This is a genomic window from Pelagibius litoralis (assembly GCF_011683915.1).
Taxonomy (GTDB): Bacteria; Pseudomonadota; Alphaproteobacteria; order Kiloniellales; family Kiloniellaceae; genus Pelagibius; species Pelagibius litoralis.
Genome location: NZ_JAAQPH010000025.1, coordinates 69305 through 89672 on the forward strand (window position 1 = coordinate 69305; position 20368 = coordinate 89672).

The window sequence follows — 20368 nt, forward strand, 5'->3', positions numbered from 1 at the left end:
GCATCATTGATTCTGGACTGTCTTTGGTGGGGCCGCGTTCGGCGCGTCGGGTTGTTGGCCGGCCAGGAATGTATCGATCTCCCCCCCGGTCGGTGCGGCCGATCCGCCGAAACGGGTGACGGAGATAGCCGCTGCCGCGTTTGCGCGCTGTGCCGCGTCGCAGGCTGTTTCGTTGCGCGCCAGCGCGGCGACGAAGACCCCCAGGTGAGTGTCGCCGGCGCCGTTGGTGTCGACGGCTTCCACGGCAAAGGCCGGCAGCCGTGTCTGCGGTTCGCCGCGCTGCTGCAGATAGGCGCCCTCCGCGCCTGCTCTCAAAAGGATGCCCTCGGCGGCCGGACAGTGGTGCTCCAGCAGCACGGCGGCCTGACGCTCGGGGATGTTCTCGCCGGTCAGCACCCGGGCTTCGGCCAGGTTGGCGCTGACCCAGGTCGCTCGGGCCAGGACCGCGTGAAGGATCTCCTCGGGAATGGCGGCGACCACCGGGGCGGGGTCGAAGATCACCGGCAGGTCCGGCGGCAGGGACGTGAGCCAGCGGTGAAGTGGCTCGCGGCTGTCGGCGTAGCTGAGGGTGTAGCCCGAGACGACGATCCAGTCGCCCCGCTGCGGATGGACCGCCGAAAGCTCGGCGTCGCTCAGGCGGCTCTCGGCCCCGGGCCAGGAAACGAAACTGCGTTCGCCCGCTTCGTCGATCATCACGACGCAGTTGCCGCTATCGATGGTGGCTGAGCGGGGCAGCAGGACCTCGATCCCGGCGCCCGTCAGGGCGGCGCGCAGGAAGTCTCCATCCGGCCCGCTGCCGTGGCCGCCGCCATAGGCAACGGCGAGGCCGTTGCGCCGGGCGGCGCACATCTGATTGAAACCGCCGCCGGCGATCCTGGCGTGGGCCCCGGCAACGGCCTCTCCACCGCGCGGCGGCAGCGCGGCGATGCGGTAGACATAGTCCACCACCGCGCCGCCCATATGCAGCATGCGCGGCGCGGTCATGATGCGGCCGTCATGCGCTGCCTCTGGTCGCCGAGACGCCGGTCAATCAGAGCGGAGACCAGCGTCTCGACCTCGCCAAGATCGATGCCCCGAAGACGCGAAACCTTATCGGCCGGCAGCGTCGAGAAGCCGCCGCAGGCCCCGGCCATGCCGGCGGCGATGGCCCCGATGGTGTCCGTGTCGCCGCCCAGGTTGGCGCCCAGCACCGCGGCTTGCCAGGCATCGCCTTCGGCAAGGCTGAGCACGGCGAAGGCCGCCGGAACCGACTCCTGCGCGGCGACGCTGGTGCCGACCAGGGCGATCACCTGTTCCAGGGCATCATCGCGGTCGCGGCCGTCGACCAGTTTCAGGGCCCAGGCAATGCGCGTGGCGATGTCCGCGCCGGCGGCCCAATGCCCATGCTGACCGGCGTGGCGCGCGGCTTTCACGGCCAGGGCCGAAGCGCCCCGCCAGCCGGTGCCGCCGATCCCGGCGCTGACCGCAGCGGCGACCGCCGAGGCCGAGGCGATGGCGATGGAGGTGTTGTGGGTGGCGCGGCAGGTCTCCGCCACCTTGGCGATCAACCCGTCCAGGGGTTCCGGCGGCATGATGATCCCCACCGGCGCAGCGCGCATGGCCGCGCCATTGGTATCGCCGTAGCGCCCCGCCTCCGCCGGCGGCACCCCGCTGCGGATGGCATCGATCGCCCGCTTGGTGGAGGGGCCGAGCAGGTCGTAACTGCCCCGCGCCTTTACATCCGCCTCCCAGTCCACCAGCACTTCGACCCAGCGCCGGTCGTCGAAGGCGCCTTCCGACGCCAGCAGGGTTTTGGCCAGCAGCAGCGTCTGTTCCGTATCGTCGGTGACGGTGCCGGCCGGCAGGCCCCGCGACACCGGATGGTCGTCCCTCGGGGCGACGAAATCGGTCACCCGGCCGAAGGTCTCCTTGATTTCCCTTGGCGAGAGGGTCTGGGTCGGCATGCCCAGGGCATCGCCCAGGGCGCCGCCCATCAGAGCCCCCAAAGCGCGATCAATTGCGCGGTCTGTCGCCCGGTCCGCTCCTTGCTGTGCCGGCGCCATCGCTCAGAACTCCAGGTGCAGGGCGAAGAAGTCGGGGTTCAGCAGGCTTGCCACGTGTTCGATGGGCTGGCCGTCCGCCGCCCGCACGAGGCGCCGCGTCCGCAGGAAGGCGGTGCCCGTTTCGCAGCCCAGCAGCGCGGCGTCTTCGGCGTTCAGGCGATGCAGTTCCGCCCATTCCTCGCCGTGGTCGGGAACCAGCCCGGCGGCGCGCAGCGTCTCGTGCAGGGAACCGTCGCGCAGGCCGCGCAGGGGAAGATCCTCCAGCGCCGGCAGCAAAGGCACGCGGCTGCGTTCGATGGAGATGGCCTGGCCGCCGGCGGCAAGGCTGCGCAGGCGGTCGATGGCGATGAAGGTCTGACCCTGGACACTCAGCAGCTCGGCCAGTTCCGCTTCGTCGACCACTTCGATGCGCAGGGTGCGCGTCTTGACGTCGGCGCCGGCATCGGCGAGGGCGCGCGACCAGCCGACCGCGTCGTTGATGGTCTGGCCGTTGAAGGTGACGAAGGAGCCGACACCCATCCGGGTCATGATCAGGCCCTTGCTGGACAGCTCCTCAAGGCCCTTGCGGACCGTGGTCCGGCTGACCGAAAAGCGCCGGACCAGCTCCTGCTCGCTCTGCAGGCGTTCGCCGTAGGTAAGCCGGCCAGAGCGGATCTCCGCTTCCAGGGCCGAGGCGATCCGCTCGGGCTTTGCCGCCCCCGGGGGCGTGTTCGTCGTTGCCAACTTTCTACGCGTCACTGACCAAACCTGTCTGGATAACGTGTCTGTACCTGTCTAGTTTGGCGGTCTCCTGGTCGCTCTGTCAAGCGATGCCGGGGTCTGCCGTGCCGCCGGGAAATCCCGGGTGAGGTCCGGAAACCTGACACGCCGCCCCGCCCGCCCCTTGCTTTTCCCAAGTGGTAATACCATTATCGCCTGGTGCTGAGGAACCGAGCTGAGGAAGCAGACCATGGCTGAGACGCGGCCCCGTATCGGGCTTTTCGTAACCTGTCTGGTCGATCTGATGCGGCCGTCGGTGGGTTTCGCGGCGGTGAAGCTGCTGGAACAGGCGGGTTGCGAGGTCGCAGTGCCGCGGGCCCAGACCTGCTGCGGCCAGCCGGCCTACAACTCCGGCGACCGGGCCGATACCAAGGCCATCGCCGAGCAGGTCATCGCCGCCTTCGACGGCTTCGACTATGTGGTCGCCCCCTCGGGCTCCTGCGCCTCGATGATCAAGAAGCACTATCCTGGCCTCTTTACCGACGATCCGCCGCTGCGCGCCAAGGCCGAAGACCTGGCGGAGCGGACCTTCGAGCTGGTGTCCTTCCTGACCGATGTCCTGAATGTCGAGGCGGTGGAGTCTTCCTTCAGCGGTGCGGTGACCTATCATGATTCCTGCTCGGGCCTGCGTGAACTGGGGGTCGAGACGCAGCCCCGCAAGCTGCTGAACACCCTGACCGGCGTGGAGATCCGCGAGATGGAGGAGTCCAATGTCTGCTGCGGCTTCGGCGGTACTTTCTGCGTGAAGTACCCGGACATCTCCAACAAGATGGTGACCAACAAGGCCGCCTTTGTGGCCGCCAGCGGTGCGGATACCCTGCTGGCCGGCGACCTGGGCTGCCTGATGAACATGGCCGGCAAGCTGCAACGCCAGGGGGTCGCCGTCCAGGTGCGCCACGTGGCCGAGGTGCTGGCGGATATGACCCATGAACCAGCGATTGGCCAGCCGGCCATCGGCGAAGCGGCGGACGAAGAGAGTATAGCCTCCTGATGCAAAGCACCTCGCCCGCCTTTAAGGACAACGCCCGCGACGCGCTGGCCGACCAGCAGCTTCAAAAGGCCCTGCAGAACGTCAAATCCGGCTTCATCGGCAAGCGCGCCAAGGCCCGCGACCGCCTGCCGGAGTTCGATGACCTGCGCGATGCATCCCGGGATATCAAGAACCACACCCTGGCCAACATCGACTTCTACCTCGAACGCTACGAAGAAAAAGTCACCGAGAGTGGCGGTCAGGTGCATTGGGCGGCGACCGCGGAAGAAGCGCGGGCGATGATCCTGAAGATCTGCCGTGATGTTGACGCCCGGGTGGTGACCAAGGGCAAGTCGATGATCTCCGAGGAGATCGCCCTCAATGCCCATCTCGAAGAGGCCGGCCTGGATGTGGTGGAAACCGATCTCGGCGAATACATCATCCAATTGCGCAAGGAAGCGCCGAGCCACATCATCGCGCCGGCGGTTCACCTGACCAAGGATCAGGTCGAGGCCGATTTCCGCCATCACCACAAGGACCTGCCGGACGAACGCCCGCTCTCCGAGCCGACCCAGCTGGTCGCCGAGGCGCGCCAGATGCTGCGCCAGCGCTACCTCGAGGCCGACGTCGGCATCACCGGGGCCAATTTCCTGGTGGCGGAGACCGGCACCTCGATCATCGTCACCAATGAGGGCAACGGCGACCTCACCCAGACCCTGCCCAAGGTGCACATCGTCATCGCCAGCCTGGAGAAGATCGTCCCCAATCTGGAGGATGCGACGACCATCCTGCGGGTTCTGGCGCGCTCGGCGACCGGTCAGGAATTCTCCTCCTACACGACCTTCTCCACCGGGCCGCGGCGCGCCGAAGACCCGGACGGACCCGAGCAGTATCACGTCGTCCTGCTGGACAACGGGCGCAGCGAGATGCTGGGCAGCGAGTTCCAGGACATGCTGCGCTGCATCCGCTGCGGCGCCTGCATGAACCACTGCCCGGTCTATCACGCGGTTGGCGGCCACGCTTACGGCTGGGTCTATCCCGGGCCCATGGGGGCGGTGCTGACCCCCAGCCTGATCGGCGTCGACGAAGCCGGGCAACTGCCCAATGCCTCGACCTTCTGCGGGCGCTGCGAGGCGGTCTGCCCGATGCGCATTCCCCTGCCGAAGATGATGCGCCACTGGCGCGAGCGCGAGTTCGAGCGCCACCTCAGCCCCAAGGCGGTGCGCGCGGGGTTGGGTTTCTGGGCCTTTTTCGCCCGGCGGCCGGAACTCTACCACCGGATCGCCGGCTGGAAGATGCGCGCGCTGGCGGCGTTCGGCCGCAGCAAGGGCCGCTTCGATGCCCTGCCCTTCACCGGCGGCTGGACGAAGCACCGTGACTTCCCGGCCCCGCAGGGCAAGACCTTCCAGCAGCTCTGGGCGGAAAAGCAGACGGGCGGGGGCCGGCGATGAGCGGTTCCCGGGAACAAATCATGGCGACGCTGCGCCGCTCCCTGAAGCGCGAACAGCCCTCGGCAGAGGAGCGCGCGCAGCTTGAGGCGCGGCTTTCGGCCCCGCAGCCGGGTTTAATTCCGGCGCGCGGGCAGCGCCCCCACGGCGAACAGCTCGACCTGATGGAAGAGATGCTCGTCGAGCTCTCAGCCAGCGTGGTGCGCCTGCGCGATGACGCAGAGGTGCCCCGGGCCGTGGCCGACTATCTGAAGGGCGAGAATCTGCCGCCGAAGCTGCGCCTGGCGCCGCGCGACGACCTGCGCGATCTGCCCTGGGACAGCCAGCCGCTGCTGGAGGTGGCCGAGGGCATTGCCGAGGAACCGGATACCGCCTCGCTCACCGGCGCCTTCGCCGGCATTGCCGAGACCGGCACCCTGATGATGGCCTCCGGCCCCGAAGCGCCGATTACCCTGAACTTCCTGCCGGAAAACCATATCGTGGTGCTGCGCGCCTCCCAGGTGGTGGGCGCCTACGAGGAAGCCTGGACGCGGCTGCGTCAGCGCTACGGCAGCGGGGTCATGCCGCGGGCGGTGAACATGATTACCGGGCCTTCGCGCACCGGCGACATCGAACAGACGATACAGCTCGGCGCCCACGGGCCGCGGCGGCTTCATGTGATCCTGGTCGAAGACGGCGATGCGGCTGGCGGATCAGATCGCGATGAGCGGCAAGCGTAAGGGCCCGCCGCGCGATCGCAGCGCGGTGGATGTTTCTGCAGAGGACAAGCATCTTTGGGACCATGTAACCCGGCAGGCCAAGCCCCTTACCGGGCGCGACCGGCTGCGCTCCAAGGTCGATGACCTGCGCGAGCAGGAGCGCCGGCATCCGGTGATACCGCTCCCCAAGAATCCGGCGCCTGCCCCCAAGCGGGCGGCGCCCCGGCCGGTCGCCAAACCCGCGCCCAGCCGCAGGGATGCGCCGCCCCTGGCCCACGGCACCCGCGACGGCCTGGACCGGCGCAAGGCCGAACGCCTGAAGCGCGGCAAGTTGCCCATCGAGGCAAGCCTCGACCTGCACGGCCTGCGCCAGGCGGAGGCCCACCGGCGGCTCGGCCATTTCCTGGCCGACTGCCAGGACGCCGGCAAGCGCTGCGTCCTGGTGGTGACCGGCAAGGGCCTGCACAAGGAAGAGGGCGGGGTTCTGCGGGCCGCCGTGCCGCGCTGGCTGAACGAGCCCGGCAACCGGGAGCGCGTCCTGTCCTTCGACTATACCCAGCCCAAACACGGCGGCACCGGCGCGCTCTACGTCCTGCTGCGCCGCCGCCGCTGAGCGGTCGTTTCCGGCCGACAAGCAGGAATCGCCTTGGCGGCAGAAAGCCGCTAAACTCCGATCCGGTTATCCACCAAGACCCTATTCCGGAAAGCGGGGAGTGCGCGTGCCCCATCTCAAGGGATCCTGCCACTGCGGCGCCGTGCGCTTCTCGGTGTTCTCGCGCGCCGCCGTTCCCTACATGCGCTGCTATTGCTCGATCTGCCGCAAGACGGCGGGCGGCGGCGGTTACGCCATCAATCTCTCGGGCGAGGCGGCTAGCCTGACGCTGGAGGGCAAGGAACACATCACGGTCTATCAGGCCAAGGGCGTGGGCAGCGACCCCGAGGTTGTCAGCCCGGCCCGGCGCCACTTCTGCAAGCACTGCGGCTCTGCGCTCTACGTCTTCGATCCGCGCTGGCCCGATCTGCTGCACCCCTTCGCCTCGGCCATCGACACGCCGTTGCCCAAGGCGCCGGAGAGCGTTTTCATCATGCTGGACGCCAAACCGGCCTGGGCCGGGCTGCCGCGCGATGCCGATCCGGACTCCTGCCATGACGCCTACCCGGAACTCTCTCTCGAAGACTGGCACAGGGCGCACGGTCTCTTCGACGAGTCGGACGGTGAGGCCTCGCCATGACGCCTTTCGGGGAAAAGCTGCGGGCCATCCGGGCGGCGCGTAACCTGGCGCTGAAGGACATGGCGGCGGGCCTGCAGGTCTCCCCCGCCTATCTCTCGGCCATGGAACACGGCCGCCGGGGCAAGCCGAGCCGCCGTTTCGTGCACCGGGTCTGTCAGTTCCTGGGCATTATCTGGGACGACGCCGAGGAGCTGCAGAACCTGGCCGACCTCTCCCACCCGCGCGTTGCCGTGGATACCGCAGGCCTCAGCCCGCGGGCAACCTTGCTGGCCAACCTGCTGGCCGAACGCATCGCCACCATGGACGCGGCCACCCTGGAGCGCCTGCTGGCCCTCGTCGATCCTTCTTCACCGGCCTCCGAAACAGAAGGAGAGCAAGGCGCCGCTGGACAAAGCACACTGAGAGAGGACTCCTGACCCAGGCGAATTCTTTGCCGCTACGCTCATATTACCCGTCATCCCGGACTTGATCCGGGATCCATGGTTCCACAGGCTCGGCCTCTCCAGGCGGATGTTGTGATCATTGCCGACATGGACCCCGGATCAAGTCCGGGGTGACCGGGGAGCGGAATCAGACTGCGTTGGTGCCCGGAAGTTCAGGTTTGCCCTAAAGAATGAACTTCGACAGGTCGGCGTTCTTCGACAGTTCGCCGACACGCTCCTGCACCAGCGCCGCATCGATGGTGACGGTCTCACCGCCGCGGTCGGTGGCGGTGAAGGAGATCTCCTCCAGCAGCTTTTCCAGCACCGTGTGCAGGCGTCTTGCACCGATGTTCTCGACCGAGGAATTGATCTCGGTGGACAGGTCGGCCAGGGCGTCGATGGAGTCCTCGGTGAAGTCCAGGGTCACGTCTTCGGTGTCCATCAGGGCCTTGTACTGGCGGATCAGGCTGTTTTCCGGCTCCGTCAGGATGCGTTTCATGTCGTCGCGGGTGAGGGCTTCCAGCTCCACCCGGATCGGCAGGCGGCCCTGCAGTTCGGCCAGCATGTCCGAGGGTTTGGCCATGTGAAAGGCGCCGGAGGCGACGAAGAGCACGTGGTCGGTGCGCACCGCGCCGTGCTTGGTGGCGACCGTCGTGCCCTCGATCAGCGGCAGCAGGTCGCGCTGCACGCCTTCGCGCGAGACATCGGCCCCGGCGCGGTCGGAGCGCGCGGTGATCTTGTCGATCTCGTCCAGGAAGACGATGCCGTTCTGCTCCACGGCGGTAATGGCGCTGCTGACGACGGTTTCCTCGTCCAGCAGCTTGTCGCCCTCTTCGGCCAGCAGCACCTCGTAGGAATCGACGACCTTCATGCGGCGCTGCTTGCTGCGCCCGCCCATCGCTTTGCCGAAGATGTCGCCCAGGTTCAGCATCCCCATGGAGGCGCCGGGCATGCCGGGGATCTCCATGGTCGGCAGCTGCATGCCGCCGCTGTCCTGGACCTCGACCTCGATCTCGCGGTCGTCCAGCTCGCCCTGGCGCAGCATGCGGCGGAATTTCTGGCGCGTATCGGCGCTGGAGCCGGCGCCGACCAGGGCGTCCAGCACCCGCTCCTCGGCATTCAGCTCGGCCTGGGCCTTCACCTCCTGGCGCAGGCGCTCGCGGGTCATGTGGATCGCGACCTCCACCAGATCGCGGATGATCTGCTCGACGTCGCGCCCGACGTAACCGACCTCGGTGAACTTGGTGGCCTCGACCTTCAGGAAGGGCGCCTGGGCCAGCTTGGCCAGGCGGCGCGCGATCTCGGTCTTGCCGACACCGGTCGGCCCGATCATCAGGATGTTCTTGGGAAGGACTTCCTCGCGCAGCTCCTCGGGCAGTTGCTGGCGGCGCCAGCGGTTGCGCAGCGCAATGGCCACCGCGCGCTTGGCGTCGTTCTGGCCGACGATGAAGCGGTCGAGTTCCGAGACAATCTCCCGGGGGGTGAAAAAGGCAGAGTTGTTATCGGTCATAGGGGTCCGCGCTTTCACCCGCTTGTTTTGGGCGCGGCCGTTGCAGGCGCGCTGTTGGGCAGGCTTTCGATGACAATATTGTCGTTGGTATAGATGCAGATGTCGGCGGCGATGCCCATCGACTTGGCGGCAATCGCCTCGGCCTCCAGGCCGTCGATGTCGTAAAGCGCGCGGGCGGCGGAAAGCGCAAAGGAACCGCCGGAGCCGATGCCGATCAGGCCGTCCTCCGGCTCCAGCACGTCGCCGGTTCCGGTCAGCACCAGCGAGGTGGTGGCGTCGGCCACCGCCATCATGGCCTCCAGGCGGCGCAGGTAGCGGTCGGTGCGCCAGTCCTTGGCGAGCTCGACGCAGGCCCGGGTCAGCTGGTTGGGATAGGTTTCGAGCTTGGCTTCCAAGCGCTCGAAAAGGGTGAAGGCATCGGCCGTCGCCCCGGCGAAACCGGCGATGACGTTGTCCTTGCCCAGGCGGCGGACCTTGCGGGCGTTGGATTTCATCACCGTGTTGCCGAAGCTGACCTGGCCGTCGCCGGCGACCACCACCGTATCGCCCTTGCGCACGGATAGGATCGTGGTCCCGTGCCAGATCGGGGATTGGCCTGTTGGGGATTGATTTTCGGACATGGTCTGTCAAATGGGCAAAATCGGCAGCCGGGTCAAGCCGCATTTCGATGCCGCCGTCCGCCAAGGCCGCCCGCTGGCCTCCTCTTGGCCCCCCTTTGGCCTCTCATAGTGACCCCATTCATGGGTTCTGGCGTATTCCGGGCCTTCCTGTTACAAGGGCGCCTTCGTTTCATACCATGAATGCCAAGGGACCCCGCGGCGGCGGGGCGAAGAGATATGCGCCGGGCAACAGTCGAGCGAAAAACCGCGGAAACCAGGATCAGCGCAACGGTGAACCTGGACGGTACCGGAAGCTATGAGATCAGCACCGGGATCGGCTTTCTGGACCATATGCTGGAGCAGCTGTCGCGCCACAGCCTGATTGACATCCAGCTGAAGGCCGAGGGCGATCTGCATATCGACGGCCATCACACGACGGAAGACTGCGGCATCGTGCTCGGTCAGGCGGTTTTCCAGGCTTTGGGCGACCGCAAGGGCATCTGGCGCTACGGCGCGGCCCTGATCCCGATGGACGAGACCCTCAGCCGGGTTGCGCTGGATGCCTCCAACCGGCCCTACCTGATCTGGAAGGTGGAATTCAACCGCGACAAGCTGGGCAGCATGGATACCGAGCTTTTCAAGGAGTGGTTCCAGGCCTTCGCCCAGAATGCGGGGCTGGATCTGCATGTCGAAACCCTCTATGGGACGAACAACCACCATATCGTCGAATCCTGCTTCAAGGCCCTGGCCCGGGCCCTGCGCGAGGCGATCCAGATCGACCCCCGCAAGGCCGACGCCGTGCCCTCGACCAAGGGCAGCCTCTAAAACCAGAGCCTTTGCGGGCCCGGAACAGGGCTCGCGGCGCGTTGAATCGCCCGGAAAAGAGTGCCTTTAAAGCGGGCTTTTGAAGCGGATCTAGGAAGACCATGAGCGTTGCGATCATCGACTATGGCTCGGGCAATCTGCGCTCGGCCGCCAAGTCCCTGGAACGTGCCGCCGCCGAGGTGGGTGGCGGTCCGGTGCGGGTGACCGACGATCCGGCCGTGGTGCGGGCTGCCGACCGGGTGGTCCTGCCCGGCGTCGGCGCCTTTGGTGACTGCCGCGCCGGGCTGCACGCCCTGCCGGGCATGGTGGCGGCCCTGGTCGATTTCGTGGAAACCCGCCAGCGGCCCTTTCTGGGCATCTGCGTGGGCATGCAACTGATGGCCAGCCGCGGCCTGGAGCACGGCAGCCATGCCGGATTCGGCTGGATTCCGGGCGATGTGGTGGCTTTGGCGCCGGCCCCGGACCCAGCCCGCGACCCGGGGGTGGCTCTGAAGGTGCCGCATATGGGTTGGAACCAGCTGCAAATCGAAGCGGCGGATCACGCGCTGCTGGCAGGTTTGCCCCGGCCTTCCTATGTGTACTTCGTCCACAGCTATCATCTGCGCCCGGCCGATCCCCGGCATTTGCTGGCTTCGGTCGATTACGGCGGGCTGGTTACGGCCGTCGTGGGGCGCGATAATCTGGCCGGAACCCAGTTTCACCCTGAAAAGAGCCAGGCGGTGGGCCTGCGGTTCCTGTCGAATTTCCTGAGGTGGTGTCCATGACGGTCAGTGATTCCAGCGCAAGCATTTCCGTGGACAGGCTGACCGGCTTTCACGGCCCCGATCTGCACGATCTCTGCGACGCCGCAGAGGCGGCCATCAACGATGGCGGCGGCTTCGGCTGGCTGACCCCGCCGCCGCGCCAGACCATGGAAACCTATTGGCAGGGCGTGCTTCTGGTGCCGGAGCGTGAGCTCTTTGTCGGCCGCCTGGACAACACCATTGCCGGTTCGGCCCAGCTGGTGCGCCTGCCGCGCAACAACGAGGCGCAGAACCTGACCGGCCAGCTGACGACGTTCTTCGTTGCCCCCTGGGCACGCGGTCATGGCCTGGCGGCGGGCCTGGTATCCCAGGTCGAAGAGGCGGCGCGCCAGAACGGCCTGCGGGTTCTGAACCTGGACATCCGCGAAACCCAGGGCCGCGCCATCGAGGTGGTGGAGCAGATGGGTTACGTGCGCTGGGGCACCCATCCGCACTATGCCTGGGTGGATAACCGCTGGGTGACCGGCTTCTACTACTACAAGGATCTGATCGGTAACGGCGCTATGCCGCAGGGCGATTAGATTGTCTATGCTTCGCATGATTTCGGTTCCAGCCCGCTCCCCCTCCCGGCCACCCATAGGATACTCATGTTGGGTGGCCGGGAGGGGGAGCGGGCCGGTGCCGCTTCTTAAAGGCATCGCTTCATGATTCTGTTTCCCGCCATCGACATGAAGGACGGCAAGGCCGTGCGCCTGCTGCGCGGCGAGATGGACACGGCAACCGTGTTCAACGAAGACCCGGCCGCCCAGGCCGTTGCCTTTGCCGAACAGGGCTTTCAATGGCTGCATCTGGTCGATCTCAACGGCGCCTTCGAAGGCCGGCCGGTGAACGCGGCGGCGGTCGAGGCGGTTGTCGCGGCGGTCGATCTGCCGGTGCAACTGGGCGGCGGCATCCGCGATCTGGCGACCATCGAACGCTGGCTTGAACTCGGCGTCCGGCGGGTGATCCTGGGCACCGTGGCGGTGAAGAATCCGGATCTGGTGCGCGAAGCCTGCCGGCGCTTTCCCGGCCGCGTGGTCCTGGGCATCGATGCCCGTGGCGGGCGCGTTGCGGTGGAGGGCTGGGCCGAAGTCAGCGAGATCACCGCCGACGATCTTGCCCGCCGCTTCGAAGATGCCGGCGCGGCGGCCATCGTCTACACCGACATCGACCGCGACGGCGCGCTGCAGGGCGCGAATGTCTCCGCGACCCTCGCCCTGGCCGAGGCCATCGCCACGCCGGTGATCGCCTCCGGCGGCGTTGCCTCGCTGGACGATATCGCCGCCTTCCTCAGTATTGCCGACAGCGGTATCGAAGGGGTCATTTCAGGCCGCGCGCTCTACGACGGGCGGCTTGACCCGGCTTCCGCCCTCGCCCTGCTGGCCGCCTGATGCTGACGGTTCGCATCATCCCCTGTCTCGACGTGAAGGACGGGCGCGTCGTCAAGGGCGTGAACTTCGTCGACCTGCGCGATGCCGGTGACCCGGTCGAACAGGCCAAGGTCTATGATGCCGCCGGCGCCGATGAACTCTGCTTCCTCGATATCACCGCCAGTCATGAGAAGCGCGGTATCCTGCTCGACGTCGTGCGCCGCACGGCGGAACAATGCTTCATGCCGCTCACCGTGGGCGGCGGCGTCCGGACCACCGAAGATATCCGCCAGCTCCTGCTGGCCGGGGCCGACAAGGTCTCGATCAATACCGCCGCGGTGGAGAACCCTGACTTCGTGCGCGAGGCGGCGGAGAAGTTCGGCAGCCAGTGCATCGTGGTCGCCGTGGATGCCAAGTCGGTGGGTGCGGCACCGAACGGTGAGGACAAGAAGGGTGAAGCGCGCTTTGAAATCTTCACCCACGGCGGGCGCCAGGCCACCGGCCTGGACGCGGTCGACTGGTCGGTCAGGCTCTGCGAACTCGGCGCCGGCGAAATCCTGCTGACCTCCATGGACCGCGACGGCACCAAGCAGGGCTACAATCTGCCGCTGACCCGCGCGGTGGCCGATGCGGTGCCGGTGCCGGTCATCGCCTCGGGCGGTGTCGGGACTCTGGATCATCTGAGCGCCGGTGTGCGCGAAGGCCATGCCTCCGCCGTGCTGGCCGCTTCGATCTTTCACTTCGGCACCCATTCCATTGCCGAGGCCAAGGCCGCCCTGGCGGCGGCGGGGCTGCCGGTCAGACCCGTTTCCTGAAAAAGCGGAACCGGACTCCTGGCTGGGCCCGCCATTTTATCCACGCAGTTTCCACCGGATATCCACCGGCGGGCGGCGTGACAGCCGGGGAAATTCCTGTTACGCCTCAGGCATATGTTTAGACCTTTAAGGACTCTCATCCTATGAAGAGCGGCTCACTCGACGGCTCCGTCCTCGACCGACTCTATGACGTGATCCAAAGCCGCAGCGGCGAAGACCCGGAAACGTCCCATACCGCCAAGCTGTTCGACCGCGGCATGGATAAGATCGCCCAGAAAGTCGGCGAAGAGGCGGTGGAAACCGTGATCGAGGCAACGCGCGAACGGCGCGACGGCGTGATCGACGAGTCGGCGGACCTGCTCTACCACCTGCTGGTGCTCTGGGCGGCCAGCGACATCAAGCCCAAGCACGTCTGGGCGGCGCTGGAGGGCCGCAAGGGCATCTCCGGCATTGTCGAAAAGGCGTCGCGCGCCAGCGGCTGACCGATCTGCAAACCGGGCGCGGCAGGGGAAGGACTCCATGACCTACGACGACAACAACATCTTCGCTAAAATCCTGCGCGGTGAAATTCCCTGCGACAAGGTTTACGAGGACGACCACGTTCTGGCCTTCCGCGATATCCAGCCGCAGACCAAGGTCCATGTCCTGGTCATTCCCAAGGGCGCCTACGTTTCCTTCGCGGACTTTTCCGCCCAGGCCTCCGAGGCGGAGATCACCGGTTTCTTCCGCGCCGCCGGCAAGATCGCCAAGGACCTGGGGATCGAAGGCGACGGCTACCGCGTCCTCGCCAACACCGGTGTGCATGGCCACCAGGAGGTGCCGCACTTCCACCTCCATCTCTTCGGCGGCCAGCCCCTCGGCCGCATGATCAAGCCGCCCCAGGGTTGAGGCTTCCTCTCTTGCCATCCTTCGAGGCGCGCTCTGGTGAGCGCTCCTCAGGATGAGGTGTGTCGTGATCGTCTCGAAGGGCGATGCCATTTCCTTAGAGCAAAGCCCCCTCACCCCGACCCTCTCCCACGAGGGGAGAGGGGGATTCTTATGCGCCGCTTTTGGTTCCCTCTCCCCTCGTGGGAGAGGGAGGGGCCCGCGCAGCGGGAGGGTGAGGGGGCTTTGGTTTCCACAATGAGTCATCTAGATGACAATCATATTTCGATCCTGGCCGATATGTTTGATCGCAATTCTTGTTGATCGTATCTTGCCGGGCGATTACGGATCGCCTATCATCGAAATATGTCCGTAGAACCTTCCTTTGCTGTCGTCGGCGCCCTGATCGGGGTCCCGGCGCGTGCCAACATGATGGCCGCCCTGATGGACGGCCGCGCCCAGACCGCGACGGAGCTGGCTTTCGTTGCCGGGGTGACGCCGCAGACCGCGAGCAGCCATCTCGCCAAGCTGACCGAGGCCGGCCTTCTGGCGGTCGAAAGCCAGGGCCGGCATCGCTATTACTGTCTGGCCAATCCGGGCGTTGCCGAAGCGCTGGAGCCGCTGACCCATCTGACGCCCAACCAGCGGGTGCCGGAACGGCGCCGCGCCCATGCCCGGCGTGTCGGCGACCTGCGCCGGGCGCGCTTCTGCTACGACCATCTGGCCGGGCGCCTGGGGGTTGCCTTGACGGACTCGCTGTTGAAGCGCCGCTTCCTGCGCCGGGTCGAGGGCGACTTCCGGCTCGGCCCCAAGGGCCGCGGCTTCCTGGCCGCTCTCGGTGTCGACATCGAAACGGCGGAGGGCCAGCGCCGCCACTTCGCGCGCTGCTGTCTGGACTGGAGCGAACGGCGCCCGCATCTGGGCGGCGCCCTGGGTGCGGCTCTTGCCGACCGGCTGATTGCCGCGAAGTGGTTGAAGCGCGACCGCAAATCCCGCAAGGTCATTATCACCGCAAAGGGCGAGGCCGCCCTGCCGGGGGCCTTCCCCGGCTCAATGGCCGCGCTGGATCTTGACGACTGAAGGAACGGACCTACCCCCATGGTGAAGGATTTTAGCCTGGTCAGCGGCAAGGCGACGCTGAGCGGTGTCGAGGCGGGTGAGGGCCCGGCTCTGGTGTTCCTGCATGCCGGGGTCGCGGACCGGCGCATGTGGCAGGACCAGATCGCCGCCTTTGCCGGCAGCCATCGTGTCATCGCTTACGACCGCCGGGGCTTCGGTGAAACGCGCTACGAGGCCGAGACTTTCTCCCACGTCGACGATCTGCTGGCGGTGCTCGACCAGCAGGGGATTACGTCAGCGGTTCTGGTCGGCTGTTCCCAGGGCGGGCGTATCGCCATCGATTTCACCCTCACCCATCCGGGCCGGGTGGGCGGTCTCTTCCTCGTCGCTCCCTCGGTAACCGGTGCGCCGAGGACGGAGGACTTCCCCCCGGCGGTGGAGGCGGTGCTGGAGCTGTTGGAGGAGGCCGAGGAAGAAGAAGACCTCGACCGCATCAACCTGCTGGAGGCCTGGCTCTGGCTCGACGGCCCGGCCAGCGAGGAGGGCCGCGTCGGCGGCCCCGCACGCGATCTCTTCCTGGTGATGAACGACCGCGCGCTGCACGCGCCGGACCCCGGGCGCGAAACCAATCCCGCCGCCTTTCCGGTGGCCTATTCCCGCCTTGCCGACCTTGGCGTACCGGCCCAGGTGGTCTGGGGCGATGCCGACTTTCCCCACCTGCAGCAGCGCTGCGTCCATGTCGTCCAGGCCATGCCCCAGGCTCTCGGCACCGTCATCCCCGGCACCGCCCACCTGCCCAATATGGAGCAGCCGGAAACCTTCAACGGCCACCTGCGCGAATTCCTCGAAGGGCTGTAGCGGTTTCAGGCTGAAGGTGCCCGCCCCACCGCTTTACAGCCGTCCTACGCGGGCTTGACCCTGACATACATGTCTCGGCGAGATCCCAACTTCTGCCGTCGGGGTTTTGTGCGGTAGCGCGATCCCCCTCACCCTCCCGCTTCGCGGGCCCCTCCCTCTCCCACCAGGGTAGAGGGGCTCGCGGTGGCCTCGATAGAACCTCCCTCTATCCCCTTGCGGGAGAGGGTCGGGGTGAGGAGGCTTTGTTCTTGGTTTTCTTACGCCGCAACCACATTTCGCCAGAAGACGTAGTGTGGTCCGGTACCCGGTGTTTCGAAGACATCGCCGATCGGCTGAAAGCCGTGGCGCTCGTAAAAGCGCTGCGCCGGGGTGCGCCCGTTGCACCAGAGGATCGCACTTTCCTGACCCCGCGCCGCAATCCGCCGCGCCAGCTCTTCGATGCCGAAGACCAGCACCTTTCCGCCCAGGCTGCGGCCTTGGAAATCCGGATCGCTGGCCATACCGCGCAGCCGCCACTGCGGGCCGGTAAAGGCCTTGCCGTCGTAGTCCGGCTGCGCCTCGGTCACAAAGCCCGCCGTCCCGACAACCCGGCCATCCAGCAGGGCGCCGATCTGAAAATGTTCGTCGAAGCCTTCCCAACTTGCGCGGGATTCCTCCGGCGTCAGCCAGGGCCGCAACACCGCCCTGCGCAGCTCGAAGGTCGCGTCGAGGTCGACCAGTTCGATGGTGATGTCGGGAAGGCTGTCGGGCGCGTTCATGCCCGATCGCATAGCGCGCTTTCTTCGCCGTGGCAATGTGCCCAGGCGCTACCGCGATCGCCATCGCCCTCAGCACGGGCGGCGGTAACCGATGCCGGTCTTCTCAGGCGCGCTTTCTCTGCTCTTTGAAGGGGTCGGCAAGGCCAAGCCCTTCGTAGGCGGTGGCAACGGAGGGATAGAGTTCATAGCTGGTCGGGGAGCCCCGCACCTCGGAAATCTTTTTGTAGAGTTTGATCAGCAGCTTTTCCTGCTCCCGTTTCACCACGAAGACCGTTCTTGGGTTTTCCCGGTTTTTCGAGAAGTTCCGCGCGCAGTCCGACACCCGGGTCAGGGCCGGCATATCGAGCTCGGAGAGGTCGGCCTTCCAGAGATCCCAGATCGTGATGCTGGTCGGGTTGGCGCCATAGTGGGTCTCGATGGCCGCGACCAGGTCGTCGGCCAGGATGCGGCCCTCCGCCACGAAGAGCGTGAGCGCCGAAGCCGGGCTGTAGTGGGCGGTTATTTCTGCCATGCAGCATTTTAGGCTGCATTTCGTTAACCAATTATGGCCGTTAAGCTTTTGGCCCCCACCGCCCCGGCAGTTGCCGCCGGTAGGTCAGGGCTTCGGCGATCTGGGGGCGGCGCACGGCTTCGGCGCCCTCCAGGTCGGCCAGGGTCCGGGCGACGCGCAGGACGCGGTGATAGCCGCGGGCCGAGAGCTTCATGGCCTCGGTGGCCTGGGTCAGCAGCTTGCGGCCCTCGGCGTCGGGCGCGGCGACTTCTTTCAGCAGTTGCCCGTCGGCCTCGGCATTGGTGCGGGGGCGTTTGTCCTCCGGCAGGGTGGCGTAGCGGGCGGTCTGGCGGGCGCGGGCCTGGGCGACCCTTGCGGCCACGGCGGCGGAACCCTCCGCCGGCGGCGGCAGGGAGAGGTCGGCGGCGCTTACCGCCGGCACGTCGACATGCAGGTCGATGCGGTCGAACAGCGGGCCGGAGATCTTGGCCTGATAGTCGGCCGCACAGCGCGGCGCGCGGGCGCAGGCCTGGGCCGGATCGTCGAGATAGCCGCAGCGGCAGGGGTTCATGGCGGCGATCAGCTGGACCCGGGCCGGATAGGTCACATGGGCGTTGGCGCGGGCGACCGAGACGCGGCCGGTCTCCAGCGGCTGGCGCAGGGCTTCCAGGGCGCCGCGCTGAAACTCCGGCAGTTCGTCGAGGAACAGCACGCCGAGATGGGCGAGGGAGATCTCGCCGGGCCGGGCGCGCAGGCCGCCGCCGGCCAGCGCCGGCAGGGAGGCGGAGTGGTGCGGTTCGCGAAACGGTCTCTGGCGCAGCAGCCCGGCCTGGCCGAGCGTTCCGGCAACGGAATGGATCATGCTGACCTCCAGCGCCTCCGCCGGGGCCAGCGGCGGCAGGATGCCCGGCAGGCGCGCCGCCAGCATCGACTTGCCGGCGCCGGGCGGTCCCGCCATCAGCAGGTTGTGGCCGCCCGCCGCGGCCAATTCCAGCGCCCGCTTGGCGCTTTCCTGCCCCTTGATGTCCCGGAGGTCGAGAGCGTTCTCATCGCGTTCGGCCAGCACCGGCTCCGGCGGGCTCAGCACCTGGCTGCCCTTGAAGTGGTTGATCAGGGTCAGCAGGGTCGCCGGCGCCAGGATATCCAGCCCCTCGGCCCAGGCCGCCTCGCCGCCTTGTGCCGCTGGGCAGATCAGGCCGCGCCCGGCGGCCAGGCTGTTGATCGCCGCCGGCAGCACCCCGGCGACGGGGGTGATGCGGGCATCCAGCGCCAGCTCGCCCAGGGCGGTATAGCCGGCCATCTCGTCGGCGGGCAGCACCCCCATGGCGGTCAGCAGGCCGAGGGCGATGGGCAGGTCGAAATGGCTGCCTTCTTTCAACAGATCCGCCGGGGCCAGATTCACGGTTATGCGCTTGGGCGGCAGGGCGAGGCCGAGAGCGCTGAGCGCGGCACGCACCCGCTCCCGGCTTTCGGCCACCGCCTTGTCCGGCAGCCCGACCAGGGAAAAGGCAGGCAGGCCGCTGCCCATCTGCACCTGCACGTCGATGTCGAGAACCTCGACGCCGGAAAAGGCGACCGTGGTGATGCGCGCGACCATGACGGCTGACTTGTCCCCCTGCCTTGTTGCGACCTGCCTGCTGCGGAACCCGGCGCCGCGCCCGGCAGGATGCCGCGACGGGTTGGGGATGATCAATCTAGGGTGGAACCTTCGGGCTGCCAAGAAATTCAGGCGTCCATGGTGGCCATGAACGATCTTGTCCGGGTTCCGGCCTGCCCTGCACCCCTAAAAAGGGAAACTGTCCCAGATCAATTATGGTTAACACCTGTTAGACTATGCTCATGAATGTGAAGCTCCGGTTGCTGGGGTTCCCGTGACCCGCGATCCTGACGTGCAGAGGTGCGCTCGTGTGAACGAGTGCAGAGTCCGGGTCTGCAGGATCAGGTTGCGGTATCGGGAAATGCCAAGGAGACGGTTTGTTTTTGCCGGCAATGTCCGGTTCCCCCCCACAAACCAAAGCGTCGTGCAGGAGATCCCAAGCCATGGCTACGGCCCGTAAACAGACAACAAGCAGCAGCAATCCTTCCCCGTCCCCCGCCGGCGAAAGCCAGGCGGGCGTTCAAACCGGTATCCCCGGGGTGTCTTTACCGGGTGCGCCTTCCTATGAAGCCGTGCTCGGGTCCAACGGCGAGAACATCTCTGCCGCGATGAGCGCCAGCGAGGCGATGTTTGCCGGCATGGCCGAGGTCAGCCAGGAAGTGATGACCTTTGCCGGTGAGCGCATGCGCAAAAACATCGAAACCTCCGAGGAACTGATCAAATCAAAGGACCCGGAGGAGATTTTCGAGAAACAGTGCACCATCGCCCGCTATGCGGCCGAGCAGTACATCGAGGAAACCAGCAAGCTGATGACCATGATGGCCCGCATCACCCGCGACTGCTGGGCGCCGGTGGAACAGCGCACCAAGTCCGCCTTGCACGACATAGGCACAAACGGCAACGGTGCGGAGAAAGAGAAAGACTGAATCCCAGCCCCAGTCTTTTTTGAACACCAGACCGGCCGGCGCCCAGCCGGCCGGTTTTTTTTGTGTGTGAGCCGGTCTTTTGGCGGCGGGAGTTTTGCAGCGGGGCGGTTGTCCCTCGACGTCACCCTCGGGCTTGACCCGAGGTCCATGGGGCCGCTCGCTGGAGCCCTTGCCGGATCGGTTCGGTTTTGCCACCGCCACGGATGCCCGGGTCAAGCCCACTGGTGTCCGGTTAAGACTAGGCCCACTGGAGGACCATCTGATCGGGGTTGATCGGAGGCTCTGGATCGGACTGGATCAGGCGGTCGATGCGCTTTCGGTGCATGAGATTGGCGCGGACGAGG

The 20368-nt window shown here is 66.7% G+C and carries 24 protein-coding genes; 16 read left to right on the forward strand and 8 right to left on the reverse strand.

Annotated features, from left to right (window positions below; all coding sequences use genetic code 11):
- Positions 1-3 precede the first annotated feature (3 nt).
- From HBA54_RS24335 to HBA54_RS24345, 3 genes are read right to left on the reverse strand one after another with little or no spacing between them, the layout of a single operon-like run.
- Complete coding sequence (locus HBA54_RS24335; RefSeq protein WP_167229756.1) at positions 4-984, reverse strand: PfkB family carbohydrate kinase; 981 nt, start codon at positions 982-984, stop codon at positions 4-6.
- The gene (locus tag HBA54_RS24340) at positions 981-2042 is read right to left on the reverse strand and encodes an ADP-ribosylglycohydrolase family protein (protein WP_167229759.1); all 1062 of its coding nucleotides are present in this window, start codon (positions 2040-2042) and stop codon (positions 981-983) included. Before HBA54_RS24340 ends, HBA54_RS24335 begins: the two co-directional genes overlap by 4 nt.
- Before the next feature lie 3 nt (positions 2043-2045).
- Complete coding sequence (locus tag HBA54_RS24345; protein WP_167229762.1) at positions 2046-2780, reverse strand: GntR family transcriptional regulator; 735 nt, start codon at positions 2778-2780, stop codon at positions 2046-2048.
- 211 nt (positions 2781-2991) lie between these two features.
- Here HBA54_RS24345 and HBA54_RS24350 point away from each other — a divergent pair, with 211 nt between their 5' ends.
- The 6 genes from HBA54_RS24350 to HBA54_RS24375 all read left to right on the forward strand — a co-directional run bounded on the left by HBA54_RS24350 (position 2992) and on the right by HBA54_RS24375 (position 7565).
- Positions 2992-3792: a (Fe-S)-binding protein gene (locus HBA54_RS24350; protein WP_167229765.1), complete on the forward strand. Its 801-nt coding sequence runs from the start codon at positions 2992-2994 to the stop codon at positions 3790-3792.
- Positions 3792-5222 carry a LutB/LldF family L-lactate oxidation iron-sulfur protein gene (locus HBA54_RS24355; RefSeq protein ID WP_167229768.1) on the forward strand — a complete coding sequence of 477 codons (1431 nt, stop codon included), beginning with the start codon at positions 3792-3794 and terminating at the stop codon, positions 5220-5222. The genes HBA54_RS24350 and HBA54_RS24355 overlap by 1 nt, the downstream gene beginning before the upstream one ends.
- A gap of 20 nt (positions 5223-5242) precedes the next feature.
- Complete coding sequence (locus HBA54_RS24360) at positions 5243-5938, forward strand: LutC/YkgG family protein (RefSeq protein ID WP_240932878.1); 696 nt, start codon at positions 5243-5245, stop codon at positions 5936-5938.
- Entirely contained in the window at positions 5922-6530 is a 609-nt protein-coding gene (locus HBA54_RS24365; protein WP_167229775.1) for a Smr/MutS family protein, read from the forward strand. The genes HBA54_RS24360 and HBA54_RS24365 overlap by 17 nt, the downstream gene beginning before the upstream one ends.
- A 106-nt stretch (positions 6531-6636) precedes the next feature.
- Positions 6637-7149, forward strand: a complete 513-nt coding sequence (locus HBA54_RS24370) for a GFA family protein (RefSeq protein ID WP_322096111.1) — start codon at positions 6637-6639, stop codon at positions 7147-7149.
- Positions 7146-7565, forward strand: coding sequence for a helix-turn-helix domain-containing protein (locus tag HBA54_RS24375; RefSeq protein WP_167229777.1), 420 nt, complete (start codon positions 7146-7148; stop codon positions 7563-7565). Before HBA54_RS24370 ends, HBA54_RS24375 begins: the two co-directional genes overlap by 4 nt.
- Positions 7566-7755: 190 nt before the next feature.
- On the opposite strand, the gene hslU is transcribed toward HBA54_RS24375, so the two are convergent.
- Positions 7756-9081: an ATP-dependent protease ATPase subunit HslU gene (gene hslU / locus HBA54_RS24380; RefSeq protein ID WP_167229780.1), complete on the reverse strand. Its 1326-nt coding sequence runs from the start codon at positions 9079-9081 to the stop codon at positions 7756-7758.
- A 14-nt stretch (positions 9082-9095) separates the two neighbouring features.
- Entirely contained in the window at positions 9096-9701 is a 606-nt protein-coding gene (gene hslV / locus HBA54_RS24385; RefSeq protein WP_167229783.1) for an ATP-dependent protease subunit HslV, read from the reverse strand.
- Between the two features lie 216 nt (positions 9702-9917).
- Between hslV and hisB the strand changes: the two genes are divergently transcribed.
- The 9 genes from hisB (at position 9918) to HBA54_RS24430 (ending at position 16253) form a co-directional block, all read left to right on the forward strand.
- Positions 9918-10505 carry an imidazoleglycerol-phosphate dehydratase HisB gene (hisB, locus tag HBA54_RS24390; protein WP_167229786.1) on the forward strand — a complete coding sequence of 196 codons (588 nt, stop codon included), beginning with the start codon at positions 9918-9920 and terminating at the stop codon, positions 10503-10505.
- 101 nt (positions 10506-10606) lie between these two features.
- Positions 10607-11269 carry an imidazole glycerol phosphate synthase subunit HisH gene (gene hisH, locus HBA54_RS24395; RefSeq protein ID WP_167229789.1) on the forward strand — a complete coding sequence of 221 codons (663 nt, stop codon included), beginning with the start codon at positions 10607-10609 and terminating at the stop codon, positions 11267-11269.
- A complete protein-coding gene (locus tag HBA54_RS24400) occupies positions 11266-11829 on the forward strand; it encodes a GNAT family N-acetyltransferase (RefSeq protein WP_167229792.1) in 564 nt (187 codons plus the stop codon). The genes hisH and HBA54_RS24400 overlap by 4 nt, the downstream gene beginning before the upstream one ends.
- Before the next feature lie 123 nt (positions 11830-11952).
- Positions 11953-12678: a 1-(5-phosphoribosyl)-5-[(5-phosphoribosylamino)methylideneamino]imidazole-4-carboxamide isomerase gene (gene hisA, locus HBA54_RS24405; protein ID WP_167229796.1), complete on the forward strand. Its 726-nt coding sequence runs from the start codon at positions 11953-11955 to the stop codon at positions 12676-12678.
- Positions 12678-13472: an imidazole glycerol phosphate synthase subunit HisF gene (gene hisF, locus HBA54_RS24410; protein ID WP_167229799.1), complete on the forward strand. Its 795-nt coding sequence runs from the start codon at positions 12678-12680 to the stop codon at positions 13470-13472. Before hisA ends, hisF begins: the two co-directional genes overlap by 1 nt.
- A gap of 143 nt (positions 13473-13615) precedes the next feature.
- Positions 13616-13954 (forward strand): phosphoribosyl-ATP diphosphatase, encoded by a 339-nt coding sequence (locus HBA54_RS24415; RefSeq protein WP_167229802.1) that lies wholly within the window; start codon positions 13616-13618, stop codon positions 13952-13954.
- A 37-nt stretch (positions 13955-13991) separates the two neighbouring features.
- Positions 13992-14360: a histidine triad nucleotide-binding protein gene (locus tag HBA54_RS24420; RefSeq protein ID WP_167229805.1), complete on the forward strand. Its 369-nt coding sequence runs from the start codon at positions 13992-13994 to the stop codon at positions 14358-14360.
- Positions 14361-14702: 342 nt separating this feature from the next.
- The gene (locus tag HBA54_RS24425) at positions 14703-15416 is read left to right on the forward strand and encodes an ArsR/SmtB family transcription factor (RefSeq protein WP_167229808.1); all 714 of its coding nucleotides are present in this window, start codon (positions 14703-14705) and stop codon (positions 15414-15416) included.
- An 18-nt stretch (positions 15417-15434) separates the two neighbouring features.
- Positions 15435-16253: an alpha/beta fold hydrolase gene (locus HBA54_RS24430; protein WP_167229811.1), complete on the forward strand. Its 819-nt coding sequence runs from the start codon at positions 15435-15437 to the stop codon at positions 16251-16253.
- A 257-nt stretch (positions 16254-16510) separates the two neighbouring features.
- On the opposite strand, the gene HBA54_RS24435 is transcribed toward HBA54_RS24430, so the two are convergent.
- The 3 genes from HBA54_RS24435 to HBA54_RS24445 form a co-directional block, all read right to left on the reverse strand.
- The gene (locus HBA54_RS24435; RefSeq protein WP_167229815.1) at positions 16511-17023 is read right to left on the reverse strand and encodes a GNAT family N-acetyltransferase; all 513 of its coding nucleotides are present in this window, start codon (positions 17021-17023) and stop codon (positions 16511-16513) included.
- Between the two features lie 91 nt (positions 17024-17114).
- Entirely contained in the window at positions 17115-17522 is a 408-nt protein-coding gene (locus HBA54_RS24440) for a hypothetical protein (protein WP_167229818.1), read from the reverse strand.
- Between the two features lie 40 nt (positions 17523-17562).
- The gene (locus tag HBA54_RS24445) at positions 17563-19098 is read right to left on the reverse strand and encodes a YifB family Mg chelatase-like AAA ATPase (RefSeq protein WP_167229821.1); all 1536 of its coding nucleotides are present in this window, start codon (positions 19096-19098) and stop codon (positions 17563-17565) included.
- A 443-nt stretch (positions 19099-19541) separates the two neighbouring features.
- On the opposite strand from HBA54_RS24445, the gene HBA54_RS24450 reads away from it, so the two are divergent.
- The gene (locus HBA54_RS24450) at positions 19542-20024 is read left to right on the forward strand and encodes a phasin family protein (RefSeq protein ID WP_167229824.1); all 483 of its coding nucleotides are present in this window, start codon (positions 19542-19544) and stop codon (positions 20022-20024) included.
- Positions 20025-20368 lie beyond the last annotated feature (344 nt).